This window comes from Bordetella genomosp. 5 (assembly GCF_002261475.1).
Taxonomy (GTDB): Bacteria; Pseudomonadota; Gammaproteobacteria; order Burkholderiales; family Burkholderiaceae_B; genus Bordetella.
The window spans coordinates 167176-190020 of the sequence record NZ_NEVN01000013.1; the positions used below are offsets into that span (position 1 = coordinate 167176).

At 67.7% G+C, this 22845-nt stretch carries 21 protein-coding genes; 16 read left to right on the top strand and 5 right to left on the bottom strand.

Going from position 1 to position 22845, the window contains the following annotated elements; genetic code table 11:
• The first annotated feature begins 15 nt into the window (after positions 1-15).
• Complete coding sequence (locus tag CEK29_RS21725; protein WP_094804671.1) at positions 16-738, top strand: ABC transporter ATP-binding protein; 723 nt, start codon at positions 16-18, stop codon at positions 736-738.
• Between the two features lie 6 nt (positions 739-744).
• Here the strand turns inward: CEK29_RS21725 and CEK29_RS21730 are convergent, their stop codons facing one another.
• Positions 745-1443, bottom strand: a complete 699-nt coding sequence (locus tag CEK29_RS21730) for a Crp/Fnr family transcriptional regulator (RefSeq protein WP_094859315.1) — start codon at positions 1441-1443, stop codon at positions 745-747.
• Positions 1444-1609: 166 nt separating this feature from the next.
• On the opposite strand from CEK29_RS21730, the gene CEK29_RS21735 reads away from it, so the two are divergent.
• The 8 genes from CEK29_RS21735 (at position 1610) to CEK29_RS21770 (ending at position 11069) form a co-directional block, all read left to right on the top strand.
• Positions 1610-3586 carry an AMP-dependent synthetase/ligase gene (locus CEK29_RS21735; protein ID WP_094859316.1) on the top strand — a complete coding sequence of 659 codons (1977 nt, stop codon included), beginning with the start codon at positions 1610-1612 and terminating at the stop codon, positions 3584-3586.
• 1 nt (position 3587) lies between these two features.
• Positions 3588-4391: an ABC transporter ATP-binding protein gene (locus tag CEK29_RS21740; RefSeq protein WP_094804677.1), complete on the top strand. Its 804-nt coding sequence runs from the start codon at positions 3588-3590 to the stop codon at positions 4389-4391.
• Between the two features lie 57 nt (positions 4392-4448).
• Entirely contained in the window at positions 4449-5378 is a 930-nt protein-coding gene (locus tag CEK29_RS21745; RefSeq protein WP_094859317.1) for a branched-chain amino acid ABC transporter permease, read from the top strand.
• 10 nt (positions 5379-5388) lie between these two features.
• Positions 5389-6453 (top strand): branched-chain amino acid ABC transporter permease, encoded by a 1065-nt coding sequence (locus tag CEK29_RS21750; RefSeq protein WP_094804681.1) that lies wholly within the window; start codon positions 5389-5391, stop codon positions 6451-6453.
• Between the two features lie 106 nt (positions 6454-6559).
• Positions 6560-7897, top strand: coding sequence for an ABC transporter substrate-binding protein (locus tag CEK29_RS21755; RefSeq protein ID WP_094804683.1), 1338 nt, complete (start codon positions 6560-6562; stop codon positions 7895-7897).
• Positions 7898-7973: 76 nt separating this feature from the next.
• A complete protein-coding gene (locus tag CEK29_RS21760; protein ID WP_094804685.1) occupies positions 7974-8816 on the top strand; it encodes an ABC transporter ATP-binding protein in 843 nt (280 codons plus the stop codon).
• A 48-nt stretch (positions 8817-8864) separates the two neighbouring features.
• Entirely contained in the window at positions 8865-10130 is a 1266-nt protein-coding gene (locus CEK29_RS21765) for a phenylacetate--CoA ligase family protein (protein ID WP_094859318.1), read from the top strand.
• Positions 10131-10208: 78 nt separating this feature from the next.
• On the top strand, positions 10209-11069 hold the full coding sequence (locus CEK29_RS21770) for an MBL fold metallo-hydrolase (protein WP_094859319.1): 861 nt from the start codon (positions 10209-10211) through the stop codon (positions 11067-11069).
• Here the strand turns inward: CEK29_RS21770 and CEK29_RS21775 are convergent.
• Together CEK29_RS21775 and CEK29_RS21780 are read right to left on the bottom strand one after the other, a co-directional pair.
• The gene (locus CEK29_RS21775) at positions 11044-11358 is read right to left on the bottom strand and encodes an addiction module antidote protein (RefSeq protein ID WP_094859320.1); all 315 of its coding nucleotides are present in this window, start codon (positions 11356-11358) and stop codon (positions 11044-11046) included. The two genes, CEK29_RS21770 and CEK29_RS21775, sit on opposite strands and share 26 nt — an antisense overlap.
• Positions 11359-11360: 2 nt before the next feature.
• The gene (locus CEK29_RS21780; RefSeq protein WP_094859321.1) at positions 11361-11657 is read right to left on the bottom strand and encodes a type II toxin-antitoxin system RelE/ParE family toxin; all 297 of its coding nucleotides are present in this window, start codon (positions 11655-11657) and stop codon (positions 11361-11363) included.
• A 337-nt stretch (positions 11658-11994) separates the two neighbouring features.
• Between CEK29_RS21780 and pap the strand changes: the two genes are divergently transcribed.
• The 7 genes from pap to CEK29_RS21815 all read left to right on the top strand — a co-directional run bounded on the left by pap (position 11995) and on the right by CEK29_RS21815 (position 19484).
• Complete coding sequence (gene pap, locus CEK29_RS21785; protein WP_094804773.1) at positions 11995-13464, top strand: polyphosphate:AMP phosphotransferase; 1470 nt, start codon at positions 11995-11997, stop codon at positions 13462-13464.
• Between the two features lie 20 nt (positions 13465-13484).
• Complete coding sequence (locus CEK29_RS21790; protein ID WP_094859322.1) at positions 13485-13937, top strand: GNAT family N-acetyltransferase; 453 nt, start codon at positions 13485-13487, stop codon at positions 13935-13937.
• A complete protein-coding gene (locus tag CEK29_RS21795; protein ID WP_094804697.1) occupies positions 13934-14398 on the top strand; it encodes an HIT family protein in 465 nt (154 codons plus the stop codon). The genes CEK29_RS21790 and CEK29_RS21795 overlap by 4 nt, the downstream gene beginning before the upstream one ends.
• Before the next feature lie 138 nt (positions 14399-14536).
• Positions 14537-15274: a 5'-methylthioadenosine/adenosylhomocysteine nucleosidase gene (locus CEK29_RS21800; RefSeq protein WP_094859323.1), complete on the top strand. Its 738-nt coding sequence runs from the start codon at positions 14537-14539 to the stop codon at positions 15272-15274.
• Between the two features lie 51 nt (positions 15275-15325).
• Positions 15326-16099: a uracil-DNA glycosylase gene (locus CEK29_RS21805; RefSeq protein ID WP_094859324.1), complete on the top strand. Its 774-nt coding sequence runs from the start codon at positions 15326-15328 to the stop codon at positions 16097-16099.
• Between the two features lie 281 nt (positions 16100-16380).
• On the top strand, positions 16381-18201 hold the full coding sequence (locus CEK29_RS21810) for a DEAD/DEAH box helicase (protein ID WP_170948588.1): 1821 nt from the start codon (positions 16381-16383) through the stop codon (positions 18199-18201).
• A gap of 95 nt (positions 18202-18296) precedes the next feature.
• A complete protein-coding gene (locus CEK29_RS21815) occupies positions 18297-19484 on the top strand; it encodes a class I SAM-dependent methyltransferase (RefSeq protein WP_094859325.1) in 1188 nt (395 codons plus the stop codon).
• Positions 19485-19567: 83 nt separating this feature from the next.
• On the opposite strand, the gene CEK29_RS21820 is transcribed toward CEK29_RS21815, so the two are convergent.
• The gene (locus CEK29_RS21820; RefSeq protein WP_094859326.1) at positions 19568-20677 is read right to left on the bottom strand and encodes a CCA tRNA nucleotidyltransferase; all 1110 of its coding nucleotides are present in this window, start codon (positions 20675-20677) and stop codon (positions 19568-19570) included.
• Positions 20674-22827: a transglycosylase SLT domain-containing protein gene (locus CEK29_RS21825; RefSeq protein WP_094804709.1), complete on the bottom strand. Its 2154-nt coding sequence runs from the start codon at positions 22825-22827 to the stop codon at positions 20674-20676. The genes CEK29_RS21820 and CEK29_RS21825 overlap by 4 nt, the downstream gene beginning before the upstream one ends.
• Positions 22828-22845 lie beyond the last annotated feature (18 nt).

The window sequence follows — 22845 nt, forward strand, 5'->3', positions numbered from 1 at the left end:
GCGGGAAGACGAACGATGCTCTCAATCAAGAATCTCGAAGCCGGCTACGGCAAGGTCAAGGTCCTGCACGGCATCAGCCTCGAAGTGCCGCGCGCCAAGGTGGTGACCCTGATCGGCTCCAACGGCGCGGGCAAGACCACGACCATGCGGGCACTCTCGGGCATGATCCCCACGAGCGCGGGCGAAATCTCGTTGGGCGGTCGCCGTATCGATGGCATGGAGTCGCACCAGATCGCGCGGCTCGGCCTGGCCCACTCACCCGAAGGCCGGCGCGTGTTTCCTTCGCTGTCGGTGACCGACAATCTGCTGCTGGGCGCGTTTCCGCGCCTCACCGGCCGGCGTCCCCGAGGCGACGTGCCCGGCGATCTCGACCGCGCCATGGATCTGTTTCCGCGCCTGAAAGAGCGGCGCGATCAGCTGGCCGGCACGCTGTCGGGCGGCGAGCAGCAGATGCTGGCCATGGCGCGCGCCATCATGCTGAGCCCCGAGCTGGTGCTGCTCGACGAACCGTCGATGGGCCTGGCGCCCATCCTGGTCGAAGAGGTGTTCCGCATCATCGCGAGGCTCAAGGAGCAGGGCGTGACCATGCTGCTGGTGGAGCAGTTCGCCGCGGCCGCGCTGAACGTGGCCGACTATGGCTATGTGCTGGAAAACGGCCGCATCTCGGTGCACGGGCCGGCGGAGCAGCTCAAGCATGATCCCGCCGTGGTGGCCGCTTATCTGGGCGGCGGCCACTGAGGCGGCTCAGGGCTCGTCGCTCATCACCGCATCGGCGCCGTAGCGCTTCAAGCCATCGAGGTCCTGCACGCGCACGGCGCCGTATTCCACCTGCAGCAGCCCCGCCTCTTCGAGCTTGCGCAGCGCCTGGTTGGCGCGCTGACGCGACACGCGCGCCAGATAGCCCACTTCTTCCTGCGTGATGGCCAGGCGCATGCCCATGCCCGGATACAGCAGCGGATTGAAGAGTTCGGCGAGGCAGCGCGCGACGCGCGCATCCGGATCGAGCAGGCGATCGTGCTCGGCCTTGCCGATGAACTGCGCCACGCGCTCGTTCAGCTGGTGCAGCAGATAGCGATTGAACGGAATGCTGCTGTCGAGCAGCCACTCGAACGTGGCCGCGGGCAGGCGCGCCACGACCGAATCACGCAGCGCGACCACATCGTATTTGCGGACCTCGCGCTTGAGCAGCGAGCCCTCGCCGATCCAGCCGCCGGCCGGCACGCCGGTGAGCGACGCGACCTTGCCTTCGGCATTGCCCACCGACACCTTGACCAGACCCGCGAGCACGCCGATCCAGGCCTGGGCCAGATCGCCTTTGCGCTCTATGATCGAGCCGGCTTGCACTTGCTGCACGGACACGTCGCGCTCCACCCGCGCCTGCTGTGCGGGATCGAGCACGCGGAACCATGCGGCGGCGAGCTGGAGCGATTCGGCAAGCTGCATCGGGAATACCCTAAATGTTCCTGGAATGTCGTGATGGTGACAGTCGGTAGCAACCCAACCTTATACCTTAAGTGCTGCCGTAAATCTAAAACGAACCGGTCGGCATGCCGCGGGGCGCGCATCACGCGCAAGGCTCACGTGGCAGTCAGAACGGACAGGAGACAACGTGGCGCCTTCTCAGCCCGCTTCAGCCATGAAGCCGGCAGCTGCGCAGACTTTTCCTGCGCTGTTGCTTGAACACGCCCGGGTGCGCGGCTCGCGCCCGGCCATCCGCGAGAAAGACCTCGGCATCTGGCAGACGCTCACGTGGTCAGAGGTTGCCGAGCAGGCGCGCACCATCGCGCACGGCCTGTCCGCGCTCGGCATCGAGCCGGGCATGCACGTGGCCGTGATCGGCGAGAACCGCCCGCGCCTCTACATCGCCATGATGGCCGCGCAATCGCTCGGCGCGATCCCGGTGCCGCTCTATCAGGATGCCGTGGCGCAAGAGATGGTCTATGTGCTGCAGGACGCCGAAGTGCGCGTCGCGGTCGTCGAAGATCAGGAGCAGGTCGACAAGATGCTCGAGGTGCGGGCGCAGTGCCCGGCGCTCGCGCATGTGGTCTACGACGATCCGCGCGGTCTGCGCCATTACGCCGACCCGCTGCTGAAGTCGTTCGATCAGTTGCTCGAACAGGGCCGCGCGCACGCGCAGGCCCACCCCGATTTTCATGAGCGCGCCGTGGCCGCCGTGCAGCCCCACGATCCCGCCGCGATGTTCTATACCTCGGGCACCACCGGCAAGCCCAAGGGCGTCGTGCTCACGCACCACGCGCTGATCGACCGCGCACGCGCGGTTTCCGAGATGGAGCGGCTGACCGACGCCGAGGACGTGCTGGCCTATCTGCCGCCCGCCTGGATCGGCCAGAACATGTTCTCGTACACGCAATTGCTCGTCTCGGGCTTCACGGTCAATCATCCCGAGTCGCCCGACACCGTGTCGATCGACATGCGCGACATCGGCCCCACCTATTACTTCGCGCCGCCGCGCGTGCTCGAAGGCCTGCTCACGCACGTGATGATCCGCATGGAAGATGCGGGCTGGATCAAGCGCAAGCTGTTCGGCGCCTGCATGGCGCTGGCGCGCCGCGTGGGCACGCGCATCCTCGACGGCGATTCGGTCAACGCCTGGGACCGGCTGCGCTACCGGCTGGGCGATGTCTTCATCTACGGCCCCTTGCGCAACGCGCTCGGCATGAGCCGCGTCCGCGTGGCCTACACCGCCGGCGAGGCGATCGGGCCCGACCTGTTCGTGTTCTATCGTTCGATCGGCATCAACCTCAAGCAGCTGTACGGCTCGACCGAAACCTCGGTGTTCGTGTGCGTGCAGCCCGATGGTCAGGTGCGCGACGACACCGTCGGTCCGCCCGTGCCCGGTGTGGAAATCAAGGTGTCCGAGAACGGCGAGATCCTGGTCAAGAGCCCGGGGCTGTTCAAGGAGTATTACCGCAACCCGAGCGCCACCGCCGAGGCGCGCGACGCCGAAGGCTGGTTCCACACGGGCGACGCCGGCTATCTCGACACCGACGGCCAGCTCAAGATCATCGACCGCGCGAAAGACGTGGGCAAGCTCGCCGATGGCAGCCTGTTCGCGCCCAAGTACATCGAGAACAAGCTCAAGTTCTTCCCGCACATCAAAGAGGCCGTGGCCTTCGGCGCCAATCGCGACGAGGTCTGCGCCTTCATCAACATCGATCTCGAGGCCGTCGGCAACTGGGCCGAGCGCCGCGGCCTGCCGTATGCCGGCTACACCGATCTGGCCGGCAAAAAAGAGGTCTACGCCTTGATCCGCGATTGCGTCGAGCGTGTCAACGCCGACCTCGCGCAGGATCCGCGCCTGGCGGCCTCGCAGGTCTCGCGCTTCCTGATCCTGCACAAAGAGCTCGATCCCGACGACGACGAGCTCACGCGTACCCGCAAGGTGCGGCGCGCGTTCATCGCGCAGAAGTACGGCGTACTGATCGACGCGCTCTACGAAGGCCGGACCTCGCAGTTCATCGAGACCGAGGTCAAGTTCGAGGACGGCCGGGTCGGCAGCATCTCGGCCGATCTGCATATCGAGCCCGCCAAGACCTATCCCGCCATCACCGCCCGGGCCGCCTGACATGAACAGCCAACTCTCCCGCGACCAGCGCATCGGCGCCGTGATGCTCGACATGCAGAACATCTCACTGTCGTTCGGCGGCGTGCGCGCACTCACCGACATTTCGTTCGACGTGCGCGAGCACGAGATCCGCGCCATCATCGGCCCCAACGGCGCCGGCAAGAGCTCGATGCTCAACGTGATCAACGGCGTCTATACCCCGCAACAGGGCGGCATCGAGCTGCGCGGCCAGCGCTTCTCGCGCATGAACCCGCGCCGGGCCGCCGAAATGGGCATCGCGCGCACGTTCCAGAACCTCGCGCTCTTCAAGGGCATGAGCGTGCTCGACAACATCATGACCGGACGCAATCTGCGCATGAAGTCGGGTCTGCTCGCACAGGCGCTGCGCCTGGGCCCGGCCGAACGCGAGGAAACCCGCCATCGCCAGTTCGTCGAGAACATCATCGACTTCCTCGAGATCCAGGCCTACCGCAAGGTGCCCGTGGGGCGTCTGCCCTATGGCCTGCAAAAGCGCGTGGACCTCGGCAGGGCGCTCGCGATGGAGCCGCGCCTGCTGCTGCTCGACGAACCCATGGCGGGCATGAACATCGAAGAGAAGCAGGACATGAGCCGCTTCATCCTCGATGTGAACGACGAGTTCGGCACCACGATCGTGCTCATCGAGCACGACATGGGCGTGGTGATGGATATCTCCGACCGCGTGGTGGTGCTCGATTACGGCAAGAAGATCGGCGATGGCACGCCCGACGAAGTCCGTACCCATCCCGATGTGATCCGCGCCTATCTGGGCGTGCAGTCGCACTAGGGCCTCGGACCGCACACAGGCGCACGCGCGCACAACGACAACATCTGGGGATTGGGCATGGCATTCTTCCTGGAAACGGTATTCGGCGGACTGATGAGCGGCATGCTGTACGCGCTCATCGGGCTGGGTTTCGTACTGATCTTCAAGGCATCGGGCGTCTTCAACTTCGCGCAGGGCGCCATGGTGCTCGTGGCCGCGCTCTCGATGGCGCGCTTCTCGGAGTGGATCCCGCGGTGGCTGGGCTTCGAGCACATGCTGATCGCCAACGTGCTCGCCTTCATCGTGAGCGCGCTGCTGATGTTCGTGCTGGCGATCGCGATCGAGCGCTTCGTGCTGCGCCACCTGGTCAACCAGGAGGCCACCACGCTGCTCATGGCGACGCTGGGCATCAGCTACTTTCTCGATGGCCTGGGCCAGATCGCCTTCGGCAGCTCGGTGTACTCGATCAACGTCGGCATGCCGAAGGATCCCGCGATCATTCTCGAATCGGTGTTCGAGGGCGGCCTGCTCATCAATCTCGAGGATCTCACCGCGGCGGTGATCGCCGCGCTGCTGGTCGCCGCGCTGGCGCTCTTCTTCCAGTTCACCTCCACGGGCCGGGCGCTGCGCGCGGTGGCCGACGATCACCAGGCCGCGCAGTCCATCGGCATCCCGCTCAATCGCATCTGGGTCATCGTGTGGAGCGTGGCGGGCCTGGTGGCGCTGGTGGCCGGCATCATCTGGGGATCGAAGTTCGGCGTGCAGTTCACGCTCTCGACCGCGGCGCTGCGGGCCCTGCCGGTCGTGATCCTGGGCGGCCTGACCTCCGTACCGGGCGCCATCATCGGCGGCCTCATCATCGGCGTGGGCGAAAAGGTGTCCGAGGTCTACCTGGGTTCGCTGGTGGGCGGCGGCATCGAAATCTGGTTTGCCTACGTGCTGGCGCTGGTGTTCCTGCTGTTCCGTCCGCAAGGGCTGTTCGGCGAAAAGATCATCGATCGGGTCTGAGGATAAAAATATGTTCTACCGCGAAAACGGCCAGTTCAAGACCAGCTATCGCGCCGACCAGCAGATCTTTCCGATCCGCCAGGACCGCATCGTCATGGCCCTGCTGCTCGCCGTGGCCTTCGTCGCCATCCCGGCGCTCGCCAGCGACTACCTGCTGCGCGCCATTCTGATCCCCTTCCTGATCCTGGCGCTGGCCGCGGTCGGCCTCAACATTCTGGTGGGCTATTGCGGCCAGATCTCGCTCGGTACCGGCGCCTTCATGGCGGTGGGCGCCTACGCCGCCTGGAACTTCGGCGTGCGCTTTCCGGGCATGCCGCTGCTGCTGCAGATCCTGCTGGGCGGCTGCTTCGCCACGCTGGTGGGCGTGGTCTTCGGCATTCCCAGCCTGCGCATCCGCGGGCTCTACCTGGCGGTCGCCACCCTGGCGGCGCAGTTCTTCGTCGACTGGGCGTTTCTGCGCATTCCGTTCTTCACCAACTACTCCTCGTCGGGCAACGTCTCGGTGCCGCCGCTCACCGCCTTCGGCCTGCCGGTGCAAAGCGCGCTGGAGAAGTACCTGTTCGTGCTGATCCTGGTGGTGGTGTTCACGCTGCTGGCGAAGAACCTCGTGCGTGGCGCGATTGGCCGCCAGTGGATGGCGATCCGCGACATGGATGTGGCCGCCGCGGTGATCGGCATCCGGCCGATGTACGCCAAGCTGTCGGCGTTCGCGGTGAGTTCGTTCATCGTCGGCGTGGCCGGCGCGCTGTGGGGCTACATCCACCTGGGCTCCTGGGAGCCGCTCGCCTTCGACCTGAACCGCTCGTTCCAGCTGCTCTTCATGGTCATCATCGGCGGACTGGGCTCGATCCTCGGCAGCTTCTTCGGCGCCGCGTTCATCGTGCTCGTGCCGGTGGCGCTCACCAATATTCCGCACATGCTCGGCATGTCGATGTCGGTCGATACCGCCGCTCACGTCGAGCACATGGTGTTCGGCGCGCTCATCGTGTTCTTCCTGATCGCGGAGCCCCACGGGCTGGCGCGGCTCTGGAGCATCGGCAAAGAAAAACTTCGCATCTGGCCTTTCCCGCATTGATGGTTTCGCGTGCGGCCCGCGCATGGCGCGCGGACCACGCAATCACGACACCCGGCGTAGACCGGGCCAACCCCGGTGTCCGACTCGAACACCACGCAGGAGGTATATGGAGATGAAGCGACTCAACCTGAAACTGGCGGCTGCCGTCATGGCCGCGACCGGCGCACTGGGCGCCATCGCCACCCCGGTGCTCGCCGCCGAGGAGCAGTTCGTGCCCCTGCTGGTGTATCGCACGGGCTCGTTCGCGCCGCTGGGCATTCCGTGGGCCGATGGCAAGCTCGATTACCTGAAGCTGGTGAACGAGCGCGACGGCGGCGTCAACGGCGTCAAGATCACCTACGAGGAATGCGAAACCGCCTACGCCACCGACCGCGGCGTGGAATGCTACGAGCGCCTGAAGGGCCGCGGCACCGGCGCCTCGGGCTTCGACACGCAGTCGACCGGCATCACGTTCGCCGTGAGCGACAAGGCCATCGTCGACAAGGTGCCGGTCGAGACCATGGGCTACGGCCTGTCGCAATCGGTCGACGGCTCGGTGTTCGAATGGAACTTCCCGCTGCTGGGCACGTACTGGACCGCGGCCGACGTGATGATCCAGGACATCGCCAAGAAGGAAGGCGGGATGGACAAGCTCAAGGGCAAGAAGATCGCCCTGGTCTATCACGACTCGCCCTACGGCAAGGAGCCGATCCCGCTGTTGCAGAAGCGCGCCGCCAAAGAGGGCTTCGAGCTGCTGATGTATCCGGTGACCGCGCCGGGCGTGGAGCAGAAGTCCACCTGGCTGCAGATCCGGCAGCAGCGCCCGGCCTACGTGCTGCTCTGGAGCGCCGGCATCATGACGCCCACGGCCATCCGCGAAGCCCAGGCCAGCGGCTACCCGCGCGACAAGATGTACGCGATCTGGTGGGCCGGCTCCGAAGGCGACGTGAAAGACCTCGGTGACGTCGCCAAGGGCTACAACGCCATCACGATCCACAACAGCTCGGCCACCGGCAAGGTCTACGACGATCTGAAGAAGTTCGTCTACGACAAGGGCCAGGGCGCCGACAAGACGGCGAAGAACACGCTCGGCACCATCGCGCACACGCGCGGCATGATGATCTCGATGATGCAGGTCGAGGCCATCCGCACCGCGCAGGAGAAGTACGGCAAGGGCAAGGCGCTCACGCCGGAGCAGGTGCGCTGGGGCTTCGAGAACCTCAACATCACGCAGGATCGCCTGAACGAACTCGGGTTTGGCGACATCATGCGTCCGGTCAAGACCTCGTGCGCCAACCACATGGGCGATGACTGGGCCCGCATCGTGCAGTGGGACGGCGCGAAGTTCGAGGTCAAGAGCGATTGGTACCAGGCCGACAAGGCGCTGCTCGATCCGCTCGTGAAGGAAGCCGCCGCGAAGTACGCAAAGGAGAAGAACATCACGCCGCGCAAGTGCGAGGGCTGATGGACGGCGGCGTGCGCGCCGCCTGATGCACCCAGGCCGCCGGCGCTGCCGGCGGCCGCCTTACCGAGGATTTCCCATGACCGCAGCTCCCCAGCCTGTCGCTGCCCCCGAGGCCGCCCGCGTGCTGCTCGATGTGAACGGCATCGAAGTGATCTACAACCACGTGATCCTGGTGCTCAAGGGCGTGTCGCTGCGCGTGCCGGAAGGCGCGATCGTGGCGCTGCTCGGCGCCAACGGCGCGGGCAAGACCACCACGCTGCGCGCCGTCTCGAACCTGCTCAAGGGCGAACGCGGTGACGTGACCAAGGGCTCGATCCAGTATCGCGACGAACGCATCGACCGGCTGTCGCCCGCCGAGCTGGTCAAGCGCGGCGTGGTGCAGGTGATGGAGGGCCGGCACTGCTTCGCCCACCTCACGGTCGAAGACAACCTGCTCACCGGCGCCTATACGCGCAAGCTCTCGCGCGGCGAAGTGAGCGCCGCCCTGGATCGCGTGTACCAGTACTTCCCGCGGCTCAAGCAGCGCCGCACCAGCCAGTCGGGCTATACGTCCGGCGGCGAACAGCAGATGACCGCGATCGGCCGCGCGCTGATGGCGAGCCCCAACATGATTCTGCTCGACGAGCCCTCGATGGGACTGGCGCCGCAGATCGTCGAAGAGATCTTCGAGATCGTGCGCGACCTGAACCAGCGCGAGCGCGTGAGCTTCCTGCTCGCCGAACAGAACACCAACATCGCGCTGCGCTACGCCGACTACGGCTACATCCTCGAGAACGGCCGCGTCATGATGGACGGCGCGGCGGCCGAGCTGGCGCAGAACGAAGACGTCAAAGAGTTCTATCTCGGCATTTCCAGCGGCGAACGCAAGAGCTTTCGCGATCAGAAGTTCTACCGCCGGCGCAAACGCTGGCTGGCCTGAGACAGGCCACGGAAACCCCGCCAAACGCACATCTGAGGGTGCGAACCCATGTCTGAGTTCTTCGACACATTGGAAACCCGACCGCCGGCCGAACGCGAGCAGGCGCTGATGCGTGCCCTGCCGGGCGCCATCGCGCATGCCCAGGCCCGCGCGAGCGCCATGACCGCGCATCTCGCCGGCATCGATGCCACCCGGATCACGAGCCGCGAGGCGCTGGCCACGCTGCCGGTGCTGCGCAAGCACGAACTGCTGGAGCGTCAGCAGGCCCATCGCGCCAGCGCCACGGCGCAGGGGCCCGAGCGGGCCTTCGGCGGCTTTTCCGCCATCGGCTGGGGCGAGGCGTTGCGCGTGTTCGCATCGCCGGGCCCGATCTACGAACCCGAGAGCGGGCGCGCCGACTACTGGCGCTTCGCACGCGCGCTGCATGCCGCCGGCTTTCGCGCGGGCGAGCTGGCCTACAACTGCTTCTCGTACCACTTCACGCCGGCCGGCTCCATGATGGAGACGGCGGCGCATGCGGTGGGCTGCACCGTGTTTCCGGGCGGCACCGGCCAGACCGAACAGCAGGTGCGCGCCATCGCCGATCTCGCGCCGTCGGGCTACACCGGCACGCCCAGCTTTCTCAAGATCATTCTCGAGAAGGCCGACGAACTGGGCGTGCGCCTGGACTCGCTGCGGCGCGCGCTGGTGTCGGGCGAAGCCTTCCCCCCTTCGCTGCGCGACTGGCTGGCGGCACGCGGCATCGCGGGCTACCAGGCCTACGGCAGCGCCGATCTCGGCATGATCGCGTTCGAGACGCCGGCCCGCGAGGGCCTGGTGCTGGGCGAGGACCTGATTCTGGAGATCGTGCGGCCCGGCACCGGCGAGCCCGTGCCGGACGGCGAGGTCGGCGAGGTGGTCGTCACCACGCTCAATCCCGACTACCCACTCGTGCGCTTCGGCACCGGCGATCTGTCGGCCATCATGCCGGGCGCGTCGCCATGCGGACGCACCAACGTGCGCATCCGCGGCTGGCTCGGCCGCGCCGACCAGACCACCAAGGTGCGCGGCATGTTCGTGCATCCGTCGCAGGTGGCCGAGGTGCTGCGCCGCCATCCCGGCATCGGCCGGGCGCGTCTGGTCGTGAGCGGCGCCACCGGCAACGATCGCATGGTGCTGCACGTGGAATCCGACGCGCCGGACGACGCGCTCGCCGCGCGCATCGCCGAGTCGGTGCGCGAGGTGACGAAGCTGCGCGCCGACGTGCAGTGGTCGGCGCCGGGCGCGCTGCCCAACGACGGCAAGGTGATCGAGGACGCGCGCAGCTACGACTGATCGCGTTGTCCCGCGCGGGGACGAGCGGATATGATGGATCGAACGGCGCGGCCATCGCGCCGCCGATCCGCATTCGCCATGACGCCACACATCCACGCCTTTTTCGACGACACCACCGGCACGGTCTCCTATGTCGTGCACGATGCGCCGGGCGGCACCTGTGCGGTGATCGACCCGGTCCTGGATTTCGATCCCAAGTCGGGGCGCACCCGCACCACGGGCGCGGCGCGCATTCGCGATCACGTACGCGCGCTCGGCCTGAGCACCGCCTGGATCCTCGAAACCCACGCGCATGCCGATCACCTGTCGGCCGCGCCGTGGCTGCAGCGCGAGCTGGGCGGCACCATCGCGATCGGCGAGCACATCCGCACCGTGCAGGGCGTGTTCAAACCCATCTTCAACCTCGAGCCGGAGTTCGCGCTGGATGGCTCGCAGTTCGGCCATCTGTTTGCCGATGGCGAGTCGTTCGCCATCGGCGCGCTCACCGCGCAGTGCCTGCACGTGCCGGGTCACACGCCGGCCGATCTGGCCTACCGCATCGGCGACGCGGTGTTCGTGGGCGACACGCTCTTCATGCCGGACGTGGGCACGGCGCGCTGCGATTTCCCCGGCGGCAGCGCCACGTCGCTGTACCGCTCCATCCAGCGCCTGCTCGCGCTCCCGCCCGACACGCGCATCTTCGTCTGCCATGACTACCCGCCCGAAGGCCGCTCGCCTGCCTGGCAGACCACCGTGGCCGAACAGCGCGCCGGCAACATCCACGTGCACGACGGCGTCACCGAAGCGGCCTTCGTGACCATGCGCACCCGTCGCGACGCCACGCTGGGCATGCCCACGCTGATCCTGCCATCCATCCAGGTCAACATCCGCGCGGGCCACCTGCCCCCGGCCGAGCCCGACGGCATGATCTATCTCAAGATCCCCGTCGATCGGCTGTAGGCAGAATTGGGCCCCTGGCGGTCAGCTCGACGCCCAACACCTTGAGCACGGTAAACACGGTGCGCAGCGTGGGGTTGCCGTCTTCGCTCAGGGAGCGATACAGCTGCTCGCGTGACAGGCCGGTGTCATTGGCGATCTGCGTCATTCCCTTCGCACGGGCGACCACGCCAAGCGCATGCGCCACATATGCGGGGTCATTGCTCTCGAACGCCTCCGCCATGAAATCCACAATGGCTTCATCTGTTTGCAGGTGCTGGGCCGGGTCGAAAGTGGTCAGTTTCACGGTCATATTCATTTCCTCAATTCATCGGCAAGACGCAGCGCGGCCTTTATGTCCCGCCGCTGGCTGTCCTTATCGCCACCGCACAGCAGCACGATGATGGTGTTGCCTTGCCGTTGAAAATAGACCCGGTATCCGGGGCCGTAGTGAATCCGAAGCTCGCTAACGCCCTTGCCTACCGGCTCGACATCGCCCGCATGCCCAAAGGCCAGTCGGTCAAGACGGGACGCGATGGCAGTCCTGGCGCGCTGGTCCCTCAAATCAGCAAACCATTTCTCAAAAACGTCTGTCTGCTTCAATTCGATCATGTTGTGATTGTAGTTTATAAACTACTCTGCTTCAATGGGGGGATCGTGCAGCCGCCGGTCTTGAAGATTCCGAGCCCGTTGTAGGTTTTTCGGTATCGGTCTTGCGGGCCTCGAGCCTGCGGTGGTGCCGCCAGTCTCGTTAGTTCGTCGCTGCAGGTCGCGCTTGGTCGGAATGATGCCGTGACGTGCGGTGACCTTTTCAGAAATGAATGCCCGACTGTAAACGCCCCGCTGGCCGCATCCCGGCACGCTGGCGTGGCACTTGCGCCCCTGCCGGTTATCCAGCAACATCGGCCGATCGCGAGTCCCCCGCTTTCCCATCCGCCGTGTACCGATGATGTTCGCCGAAGCGCAAGCCGATCCCGTTCTGCCCAAGGAAGACTTCAAAACCCAGGAAAGCCGCTTGCGCGTGGCTTTGCTGCGGTCGCAGTACGACCGGCTCAAGCGCGCCGATCGCACCTTGCTGATCGTGGTGGCCGGCATCGACGGCGCGGGCAAGGGCGAGACCATCAATCAGCTCAACGAATGGATGGACCCGCGCCATATCCATACGCTGGCCTACGGCCCGCCCGATCGCGACGACAACGCGCGTCCGGCGTTCTGGCGCTATTGGAACGAGCTGCCCGCCAAAGGACAGACGGGCATCGTGTTCGGCTCCTGGTATGTGCCGCTGCTCAAGGAGGCGGCACGCAAGAAACAGCGCCCCGAACGCATCGAGGCCTGCGCGGCGCAGATCCGGCGCTTCGAGGCCCTGCTGGCCGCCGAGGGCGTGCAGATCGTCAAGCTCTGGTATCACCTGTCGGCGGATGCGCAATCCAGCCGGATCAAACGCCTGCTGGCCAGTCCCGAGACCGCCTGGGAAATCACGCCGGCCGACCGCAAGGTGCGCAAGCACTACGACCGCATCTGCGATGCCGGCCAGGTGGCGCTCGCGCACACCGACACCGATCACGCGCCCTGGGTCGTGATTCCGAGCGCCGACGCCAACATGCGCATGGTGCGCACGGCCGAGGCCGTGCTGGCCACCATGAAGCGCCGCGCGATTCCGCGCGCGACGCGGGCCTTCGCGCTGCAATCGGTGCGCCCCGGGCGGATTCCGGATCGCCTGGGCGAACTCGACTACGAGGCCCGCGAAGAAAAGCACGACTACGAGCTCGAGCTGGGTATGCTGCAAGGCCAGCTCGCGCGCCTGGTGCGCTCCGACAGATTCAAATCGCATTCGCTCATTCTGGCCTTCGAAGGCCAGGACGCCGCCGGCAAGGGCGGCGCGATCCGGCGCGTGACGCGCGCGCTCGATGCGCGCCAGTTCGAGATCACCCCGGTGGCCGCGCCGCTGCCCGAAGAGCTGGCCCGGCCGTACCTGTGGCGCTTCTGGCGCCGCGTGCCGCGCCAGGGCCGCATCGCGATCTTCGACCGCAGCTGGTATGGCCGCGTGCTGGTCGAACGCGTCGAGAAATACGCCGCGCCCGCCGACTGGCGCCGCGCCTATGGCGAGATCAACGATTTCGAACGCCAGCTCACCGACCACGGCGCCATCGTGCTGAAGTTCTGGATGGCGGTCACGCCGGCCGTGCAGCTGCAGCGCTTCAAGGAGCGCGAACGCACGCCGTTCAAGCAGTTCAAGATCACGCCCGACGACTGGCGCAACCGCAAAAAGTGGCCCGACTACGCGCAGGCCGCCAACGAAATGCTCGCGCGCACCGACATGCCCGACGCGCCCTGGCATCTGGTGTCGAGCAACGACAAGCGCTATGCGCGCCTGCAGGTGCTGCGCCATATCGTCCAGGCACTCGAAGACAAGCTCTGACCCCCTCCCAGGACACGCCCATGACCTCCGCTCTCGACATCCGCACCATCACGCAGGCCGACTTCGACCTCTGGCTGCCGCTCTGGAAGGGCTACCAGGCCTTCTACAAGGTCGACATCGCCGACGACGTTACCCGCACCACCTGGGAACGCCTGCTGGATCCCGCCGAGCCCATGCACTGCGCCCTCGCCTTCGACGGTGAACGCGCCGTCGGCCTGGTGCACTGGATCTACCATCGCTCCACCTGGACCACCGGCAATTACGTCTACCTGCAGGATCTGTTCGCCGCGCCCGACGTGCGCGGCCGCGGCGTGGGCCGCGCGCTGATCGAGCGCGTGTATGCCGATGCCCAGGCCAACAGCGCGGCGCGCGTGTACTGGCTCACGCACGAGAGCAACCAAACCGCCATGCAGCTCTACGACCGCATCGCCGATCGCTCCGGCTTCATTCAATACCGCAAGGTGCTCGGATGAGCGCGCACGACCCCGCCTGCCCGCTCTGCAACGAAGACGGCGGCACCCTGCTGTGGCGGGGCGCGCATCTGCGCGTGGTCGAGGTCGACGAGCCCGACTACCCGGGCTTCGCGCGTGTGATCTGGCAGGGGCACATCCCCGAAATGACGAGCCTGTCCACCCATGGGCGCGAAGCGCTCATGCGCGCGGTCTGGGCCGTCGAACAGGTGCAGCGCGACGTGCTGCATCCGGACAAGATCAATCTCGCGTCGCTCGGCAACATGGTGCCCCATCTGCACTGGCACGTGATCCCGCGCTGGCGCGAAGACCGGCACTTTCCGGCGCCCATCTGGGCCCAGCCGCGTGCCGAGGCCGACGCCGGCGAGGCGGCCTGGCAGACCCGCCGCGACGACGTGATCGCGCTGCTGCCGCGCTATCGGCAACGCCTGGTCGAAGCGCTCGACGCCCTGCTCTGGCAGTGAGCCGTCGCGGCCTTGCCCGGATGCGTGGGCCGCGCCCCTCGAGGTAAGCGCCGCCCGCCTTCGGGCCGGCTGCTTCGCGCCGGCGAGGGCATAATGCGCAGCTGTCATCAGCCGGGCCGCTGCCCACGGAAGAACGTCATGTTGGGAATCCTGGCCGCGCTGCCGGAAGAAATCACGGAATTGCTGGCCGAAATGGGGCCGACCGCCACGGTGCGGCGCCTCGGCATGCGCGACTATCACGTGGGCGTCCTGCGCGGCCAGCCCTGTGTGCTGGCACTCACCCGGATCGGCAAGGTCGCCGCGGCCGCCACCACCGCCATGCTGCTGCACGAGTTCCGCGTGCGCGCCGTCGTATTCACCGGCGTCGCGGGCGGCATTCACGAGCAGGTGCAGGTGGGCGACGTGGTCATCGGAGACACCCTGCTGCAGCACGATCTCGACGCGCGCCCGCTGTTCGCGCGCTACGAGGTGCCGATGCTGGGCCGCACGCACTTCAGCACCGAGGCGGCCCTGACCGAGCTGCTGGCGCACTGCGCCGAGGATTTTCTGTCGGCCTACGCCCACGGCCGCGCCGTCGCACCCGCCGTGCGGCGCGGTCCGATCGCCACCGGCGATTGCTTTGTCGGCGACCTCGCCACGCTCACGCGGCTGCGCGCCGAACTGCCCGATGCCCTGTGCGTCGAAATGGAAGGCGCCGCGGTGGCGCAGGTCTGTCATGAGTTCGGCGTGCCCTGCGCGGTGCTGCGCACGGTGTCGGACCGCGCCGACAACAGCGCCACGGTGGATTTCCGCCGCTTTCTGCAGGAGGTGGCGAGCGTCTACTCGGCCGGCATCCTGCGCCGCTTTTTGCAGGCCCTGCCGCGGCCGGCCAACTGAGCCGGCGGGCATGCCACAATTCCGGCCATGCCCTCGACCCGCACGCCCCGTATGCCTTCGCCCGCCACCCTGCACGACAACCGCCTGCAGCCGGGCGCCCTGAGCACCCAGCTCGCCGCCCTGCCCGCGCCCTGGCGCGACACCCTGCAGCGCGGTCCGGCGGCCACGGCGCTGACGGCCATCACGGCCCACGTCGAGCAGCGCCTGGCCGAGGGCGCGACGGTGTATCCCGCCACGCCGTGGCGCGCGCTCGCCGAGCTCGCCCCGCAGGACGTGCGCGTGGTCATCCTGGGCCAGGATCCGTATCACGGCCCGGGCCAGGCCCAGGGCCTGGCGTTCTCGGTGCCCGACGACTGCAAGTGTCCGCCCAGCCTGCGCAACATCTTCAAGGAAATCCTGCGCGAGGCGCCCGAGGCGGGGCCGCTGGGCCACGACCTGAGCGCGTGGGTGCGCCAGGGCGTGCTGCTGCTGAACACCTCGCTCACCGTCGAGGACGGTCAGGCGGGTTCGCACGCCAAGCGCGGCTGGGAAACCGTGACGGATGCGATCGTGGCCCAGGTGGCGGCCGACCCGCAGCCCAAGGCGTTTCTCTTGTGGGGAGCGCACGCCCAGACCAAGGCGGCGCTGTTGCCGCCGGGCCACAATCATCTGGTGTTGCAATCCAACCACCCCTCGCCCCTGTCGGCGAGCCGTCCCCCGGTGCCTTTCCTGGGCAACGGACACTTCTCCCAGGTGAACAGCTGGTTGGGGACACAAGGCAAAACCCTAATTGACTGGACATCAACTCGTAAAAAAATTGCCCAACAGCGCGAATTCGCGTTATGATCGCTGCGCTGCACCAAACAGATTCGGCATTTTTCACACGCTCAATACGCGTATCCGCAGTCAGCCCGGGCTACACAGAGTACGTCCCCGGCCTCATGCCGAAGCTCATCGCTTCCTGACCTCTTTCCTTTCGCCCCGCGATCGCCTCAATGGATCGCACTACGCGCACGGTTGATTCGGTCGGCACGATGCTCCATCAACCGCTGCCTGGTATCCGGCGCCGTCAGATCGGCCAGCCCGTCCATGCAGGAATGCGCCGCATCACGCGGCAAGGAAAAGCTATGTCTTTCGCAGACTTGGGCTTGGCGCCCACTATTCTCTCGGCCCTTCAGGAAGCCGGTTTCACCGAACCCACGCCCGTCCAGGCCTCCGCCATCCCGCAAGCCATGGCCGGCCAGGATCTCATGGTCTCGTCGCAGACCGGTAGCGGCAAGACCGCCGCCTTCATGCTGCCCGCCCTCAACCGCATCGCCTCGATGCCGGCCAACGCCGGTACCGGCGTGCAGGTGCTGGTGCTGACCCCGACCCGCGAACTCGCGCTCCAGGTCACCGAAGCCACGGGCTCCTACGGCCGCAATCTGCCGGGCCTGCGTACCGCCACCGTCGTGGGCGGCATGCCCTACGGCGCGCAGCTCAAGGCGCTGTCGCGCCGTGTCGACGTGCTCGTCGCCACGCCGGGCCGCCTGATCGACCACCTCAAGGCCGGTCGCGTCAAGCTCAACACCGTGCACACCCTGGTGCTCGACGAAGCCGACCGCATGCTGGACATGGGCTTCATCGAAGACATCGAAACCATCATCAGCCGCCTGCCCAACGAGCGCCAGACCCTGCTGTTCTCGGCCACGCTCGACGGCAGCGTTGCCCGCCTGGCCGAAAAGATGATGCGCGATCCCCAGCGCATCGAGATCGCCGGCCACCGCGACAAGCACGCCAACATCACGCAAAGCCTGCTGTACGCCGACGACGCCGACCACAAGCGCCGTCTGCTCGACCACGTGCTGCGCGATGTGCGCATGGATCAGGCCATCGTCTTCACCGCCACCAAGCGCGGCGCCGATGATCTGGCCGACCGCCTGGCCGACGAAGGTTTCGCCGCCGCTGCCCTGCACGGCGACATGAACCAGCGCCAGCGTTCGCGCACCCTGAGCCAGCTGCAACGCGGCCAGGTTCGCATCCTGGTGGCCACCGACGTCGCCGCCCGTGGTATCGACGTGCAAGCCATCACCCACGCCGTCAACTTCGACCTGCCGCTGCAAGCCGAAGACTACGTGCACCGTATCGGCCGTACCGGCCGTGCCGGCCGCGATGGTCTGGCGTTCACGCTGGCCACGCACTCGGAGCGCCACAAGGTGCGCCGTATCGAGCACTACATCGGCCAGTCGATCACGCCCGAAGTGATCGCCGGTCTGGAACCGCAACGCACGCCGCGTCCGAGCACCGGTGGTGGCGGTGGCCGCTTCAACAAGGGTGGCCCGCGTCATGGCAAGCCCGGTGGTTTCGACCGCAAGCCGCGTGAATTCGGCGACCGTCCTCCGCGTGAGTTCGGCGACCGCCCGCAGCGCGACTTCGGTGATCGCCCGCAGCGTGATTTTGGCGACCGTCCCCAGCGTCCGTACGGCGACCGTCCGCAACGTGACTTCGGTGATCGCCCCCAGCGCAGCTTCGGCGACCGCCCCCAGCGCGATGCCGGTGACCGTCCCCAGCGTCCGTACGGCGATCGTCCGCAACGCGACTTCGGTGATCGTCCCCAGCGTCCGTATGGCGACCGTCCGCAGCGTGACTTCGGTGATCGTCCCCAGCGCAGCTTCGGCGACCGTCCCCAGCGTCCGTTCGGCGATCGTCCGCAGCGCGACTTCGGTGACCGTCCCCAGCGTCCGTACGGCGACCGCCCCCAGCGCGACTTCGGTGATCGTCCGCAGCGCAGCTTCGGCGACCGCCCGCAGCGCGACGGCGACCGTCCGCAAAGCTTCGGTGACCGCCCGCAACGCAGCTTCGGTGATCGTCCCCAGCGTGACTTCGGTGACCGTCCCAGCTTCGCCAAGCGCAGCGGCCCCGGCGGCGCGCCCAAGCGCTTCGGCAAGTCGGCCGATCGCCGCGGCTGAGCGTGACGCGGCGCTTGCGCCGCATCTCGACGCCTGATGAACACCCCGCCCCGGCGGGGTGTTTTGCTTTGTGCGCCCATGGGAAAATAGCGCTCATGCGATCCTCACCTGCCAACCTGCCCGACCTCGATCCCGCCAGCGCGGCCCATAGCCAGCGCGTGGGCGATCATCTGCGCGACCTCGTGCGCGCCCACGACGGCTGGCTGCCGTTCGATGCCTGGATGTCTCAGGCCCTGTACGCCCCCGGCCTGGGTTACTACACCGCGGGCGCCGAAAAACTCGCGCCGGCGACCGAAGCCCGGGCGCGCCGTCTGCCCACGGGCGACTTCGTCACCGCCCCCGAACTCACGCCCTTGTTCGGCCACACCGTGGCCCGGCAGGTCGCCGAAGTCCTGGCCCAATGCGAGGGCGACACGGTGCTCGAGTTCGGCGCCGGCACCGGCGCGCTGGCCGAGGCGGTGCTCACGGCGCTGCGTGCGCAGGGCATCGAGGCGCAGTACCGCATCGTCGAGGTCTCGGCCGACCTGCGGGCCCGCCAGCAGGCGCGGCTCGCGCCGTTCGGCGCCCAGGTGCAATGGCTCGACACCCTGCCCGAGCAGTTCGTGGGCTGTGTGCTCGGCAACGAAGTGCTCGACGCCATGCCGGTGCAGCTCTTCGCCTGGAGCGATCAGGCCGAGGTCATGGCGCGCGGCGTGGCGCTGGATGCCGACGGCGACTTCGTGTGGGCCGACCGGCCCGCCGAAGCGGCGCTGACCCAGGCCGTGACCCCGCGCATGCCGCCGCTGCCGGGATACGTGTCCGAGATCAACTTGCAGGCCGAGGCCTGGATGCGCGGCGTCGGGCAATGGCTCGCGCGCGGCGCGGCGCTGCTGTTCGACTACGGCTTTCCGCGCCACGAGTATTACCACCCGCAGCGCGCGGGCGGCACGCTGATGTGCCACCTGCGCCACCACGCGCACGCCGATCCGTTCGTCGCCCCCGGGCTGCAGGACATCACGGCCCACGTCGATTTCACGGCCATGGCCGATGCGGCGCTCGAGGGCGGCCTTGACGTGCTGGGGTACACCTCGCAGGCGCGCTTCTTGATGAACGCCGGTGTGCTGGAAGCGCTCGCGCGCATCGACCCCTCGGATACCCGCGCCTATGCGCAGCTGGCCGCCCCGGTGCAGAAGCTGCTGTCGGAAGCCGAGATGGGCGAGCTGTTCAAGGTGCTGGCGGTGGGCCGGGATATCCCCGGCGGCCTGATGGGCTTTCGCCGGGGCGACCGCCGCGGCGCGCTGTGAGAAGTGCGGCCGGCCAGGTGCGGCCGGCGAGGCGCGGCTGGCGAAGCGCGGCCTGCTAAATCGGCCCGCGCGGCCTGCTCACCTCAACGCTGAAGCGCGTCCAGCGCCTGAAGCCGCGCTTCGTGCAGCGCCGGCTTGATGCGCGCCGGATCTCCGGCGCAGGCGCGCGCGATGGCGCCGGCATCCACCCCCCGGACCGCGTCGAGCGCGGCCTGCCAGGCCGGCACATCCACCGGCGTGACCACCGCCGCCGCCTGCAGCAGCTCGACGAATCGCTGCGGCTTGCGCAGCCCGTCGCACTGCTCGATGAGGGCGAGCCGCGCAGCGGCTTGCTCCGCCTGTGGCAGCGCCTGCAACACCGCCGGCAGCAGACGCGCCTGATCGGCGCATTCGGTCGGCACGCGCAGTCGCTGCGACAAGCCATCGCGATCGGTGGCATGACGGCTCATCAGGGCGTAGCGGCCCGCGAGCGGCAGGCCGGCGTCCGCGGCCCGATCCAGATCGGCCGCGGCCTCGCGCCAGGCTTCGAGCTGCGGCATGACGCGCGGCAGCGCGCCGGTCTCGGCCAGGACCTCCAGCATGCGTGCGGGGCGCGGCAACATAAGCGCGCGTGAGAGTTCTTTCCAGACCCGTTCGGGCACCAGCGCGTCGGCCTCGCCCGCCTCGACCATGTCGCGGCAGAGCCGCAGCGTTTCGGGGGCCACGCCGAACTCGCCGAAGCGCGCGGCGAAGCGGCCCAGGCGCAGGATCCGGACCGGATCTTCGGCGAACGCCGGGCCCACATGGCGCAGGATGCGCGCGCGGATATCGGCCTGACCGTCGAGCGGATCGACCAGCTCGCCCTCGGGCGTGCGCGCGATCGCATTGACGGTGAGATCGCGCCGCTGCAGATCCTGTTCGAGCGTGACGTCGGTGCCGGTATGGAAGGTGAAGCCCTTGTAGCCCACCCCCGACTTGCGCTCGGTGCGCGCAAGCGCGTATTCCTCTTTGGTGCGCGGATGCAGGAACACCGGAAAATCGCCGCCCACCGGCAGGAAACCGCGCGCGGTCATGTCGGCCGGCGATGCGCCCACCACCACCCAATCGTGGTCGCCCGCGGGCTGGCCGAGCAACTCGTCGCGCACCGCGCCGCCCACGATGTACACCTGCAGACCATCGATGGCGGGATCGGCGTGCGCAGCGCCCGCGCTCATTGCCCTGCCTTGGCGGCCACCACCGAAGGCGGCACGATCTTGCCCAGGCGCTCCTTGAGCGACTGCGGCTGACCGCTGAAGAGCGCGGCGTAATAAACCGCGTTGGACATCACGCTCTTTACGTAGATGCGGGTTTCGTGGAACGGGATGGTTTCGGCGAACACCGCGCCCTCGACCGGATGCGTGAAGGTCGCGCGCCAGTTGCGCGGCCGGCCCGGCCCGGCGTTGTAGCCCGCGCTGGCCAGCACCTGCGATCCATCCAGATCGCGCAGCACCATGTTCAGATACTGCGTGCCGAGCTCGGTGTTGACGTCGAAATCATTCACGCTGCCGGGCGTGAAATCCTGCATGCCGATCTTGCCCGCCACCCACTTGGCGGTGGCCGGCATGAGCTGCATCAGGCCCGACGCGCCCGCGTGCGAGCGGGCATCCATGATGAAGCGCGATTCCTGGCGGATCAGGCCATAGACCCAGGCCGGATCGAGCTCGATGGCGCGCGCCTTGGCGCTGACCTTGCCCTCGAAGGGCGCGATGAAGCGCTGCGTGAAGTCGAACTCGCGCTGAGTGCGTTCGGAGGTGTTGACCACGCGGTCGAAGATGCCCTCGGCGCGGGCCAGCTCGGCGGCGGCGAACAGCTGGCGATCGGTCATGCCGCGAATCGAGAAATTCCATTCGGGCACGGCCTCGGCGCGCCAGCCCATGCGGAACATATAGATGGCGCGTTGCAGACCCGGATTGGCGCGCGCCTCGGCCATCTCGGCGTCGGTGACGGCGGCCGGGCGTGCCGGCACCGTGATGCGGCGGCCGAGCTCCTCGGTGGCCAGCTGACCATAGAAGTCGAAGCCGTCGGCGATGCTGGCAAAGCCGCGCTGGGCCTCGTCCTTGCGGCCGAGCGCGAGCTCGCCGCGCGCCTTCCAGTACACCCACACCGGCTCGGCCTGCTGGTCCGCCGTCATGGTGTTGATCGAGGCGATGACCCACGGCCAGTCGATGCGCGGCTGACGCAGCGCCGAGCGCACCTTCCAGGCGTGGTTGTTGTCCGTCATGGCGATGTGACCCGCCTCGCGATACCACGCGTCGGCGCGCGGATCGAGATTGATGGCCGCCACCAGCGCGTATTGGCCGCGCACCCAGGCCTGATAGGGCTTGGCGAGATGGCGCGACCACTCGCGCGTGAGATACGAATCGGCCACGCTGATGTCGCCGCGCGCCAGACGCGCCAGGGCCAGCCCGACGAGCTCTTTTTCGTTGCGGCCGACCGGCGACTTGTCCTGGCGCACCAGCCACTTCATCGGGTCTTTCATCATCGCGTCGTAGGTCTTCATGTCCTGCGGCTCGAAGATGTACGTCGCGAGCTTGCGCGCATCGGTGGTGCGATTGACCTCGAGCGCATCGCGCATCTGCGGCTGGATCTGGTCCCAGCCCAGCACGCCATCGGCCACGAGCTGGTCGTAGAGCGACCAGCACTGCGAACCCGAACCGAATGCGGCCTGCGCCTGCGCGGCGGTGGCGCGCTGGCCGGTCATGTGGCGCGCCAGCAGCGTGGCGCACTGCACCTGCGAATTACCGGCCTGCACGGGCGCGAGCTTGCGGATGGTTTCGAAGTCGCCGCTGCGCGCGGCCGCCTGAATCCAATCGCCGCGCAAACGGTCTTCGAGATAGCTGCCCGCGTTGGCGTTCAGGAAGCGGTTGAGCTCGGCCACGGGGCGTTTGCCGCCCGGCGGGCTCCAGAGCTGGTAGCGCAGCAACCAGTATTCGGGGTAGATGGCGAGCACATCGCCCTTGGCCTGCGGCACCATGGCCGCGAGCACCGACCATTGTTTGCGGTTGTTGGCCTCGCGGGCCGCCACCACGGCCTGCGAGGCGGCGGTGTCGGGCGACGGCGGCAGACCGGCCAGCACGGCGGCCGGGACGGCGATGGGCCGGCGGGCCTGATCGTCGGGCAGACTGGACTGCAGGGTGAGCGCGGCGGGCTCCGCGGCGGCGGGCGCCTGGGCGCGCTGCTGCGCATCGACGGGCGCACAGGCGGCCGTAAACAGGGTGAGAATCGGCAAGGCGCGACGCCACGCGGGGAGCTGCGCCCCGCCGGCGGATTTCTGATACCTTTGCGACTCAAGCACCTGCTTCTGTTGCCTGATTGCCTGATCCATAGCCAGCCCCCCTGCCGA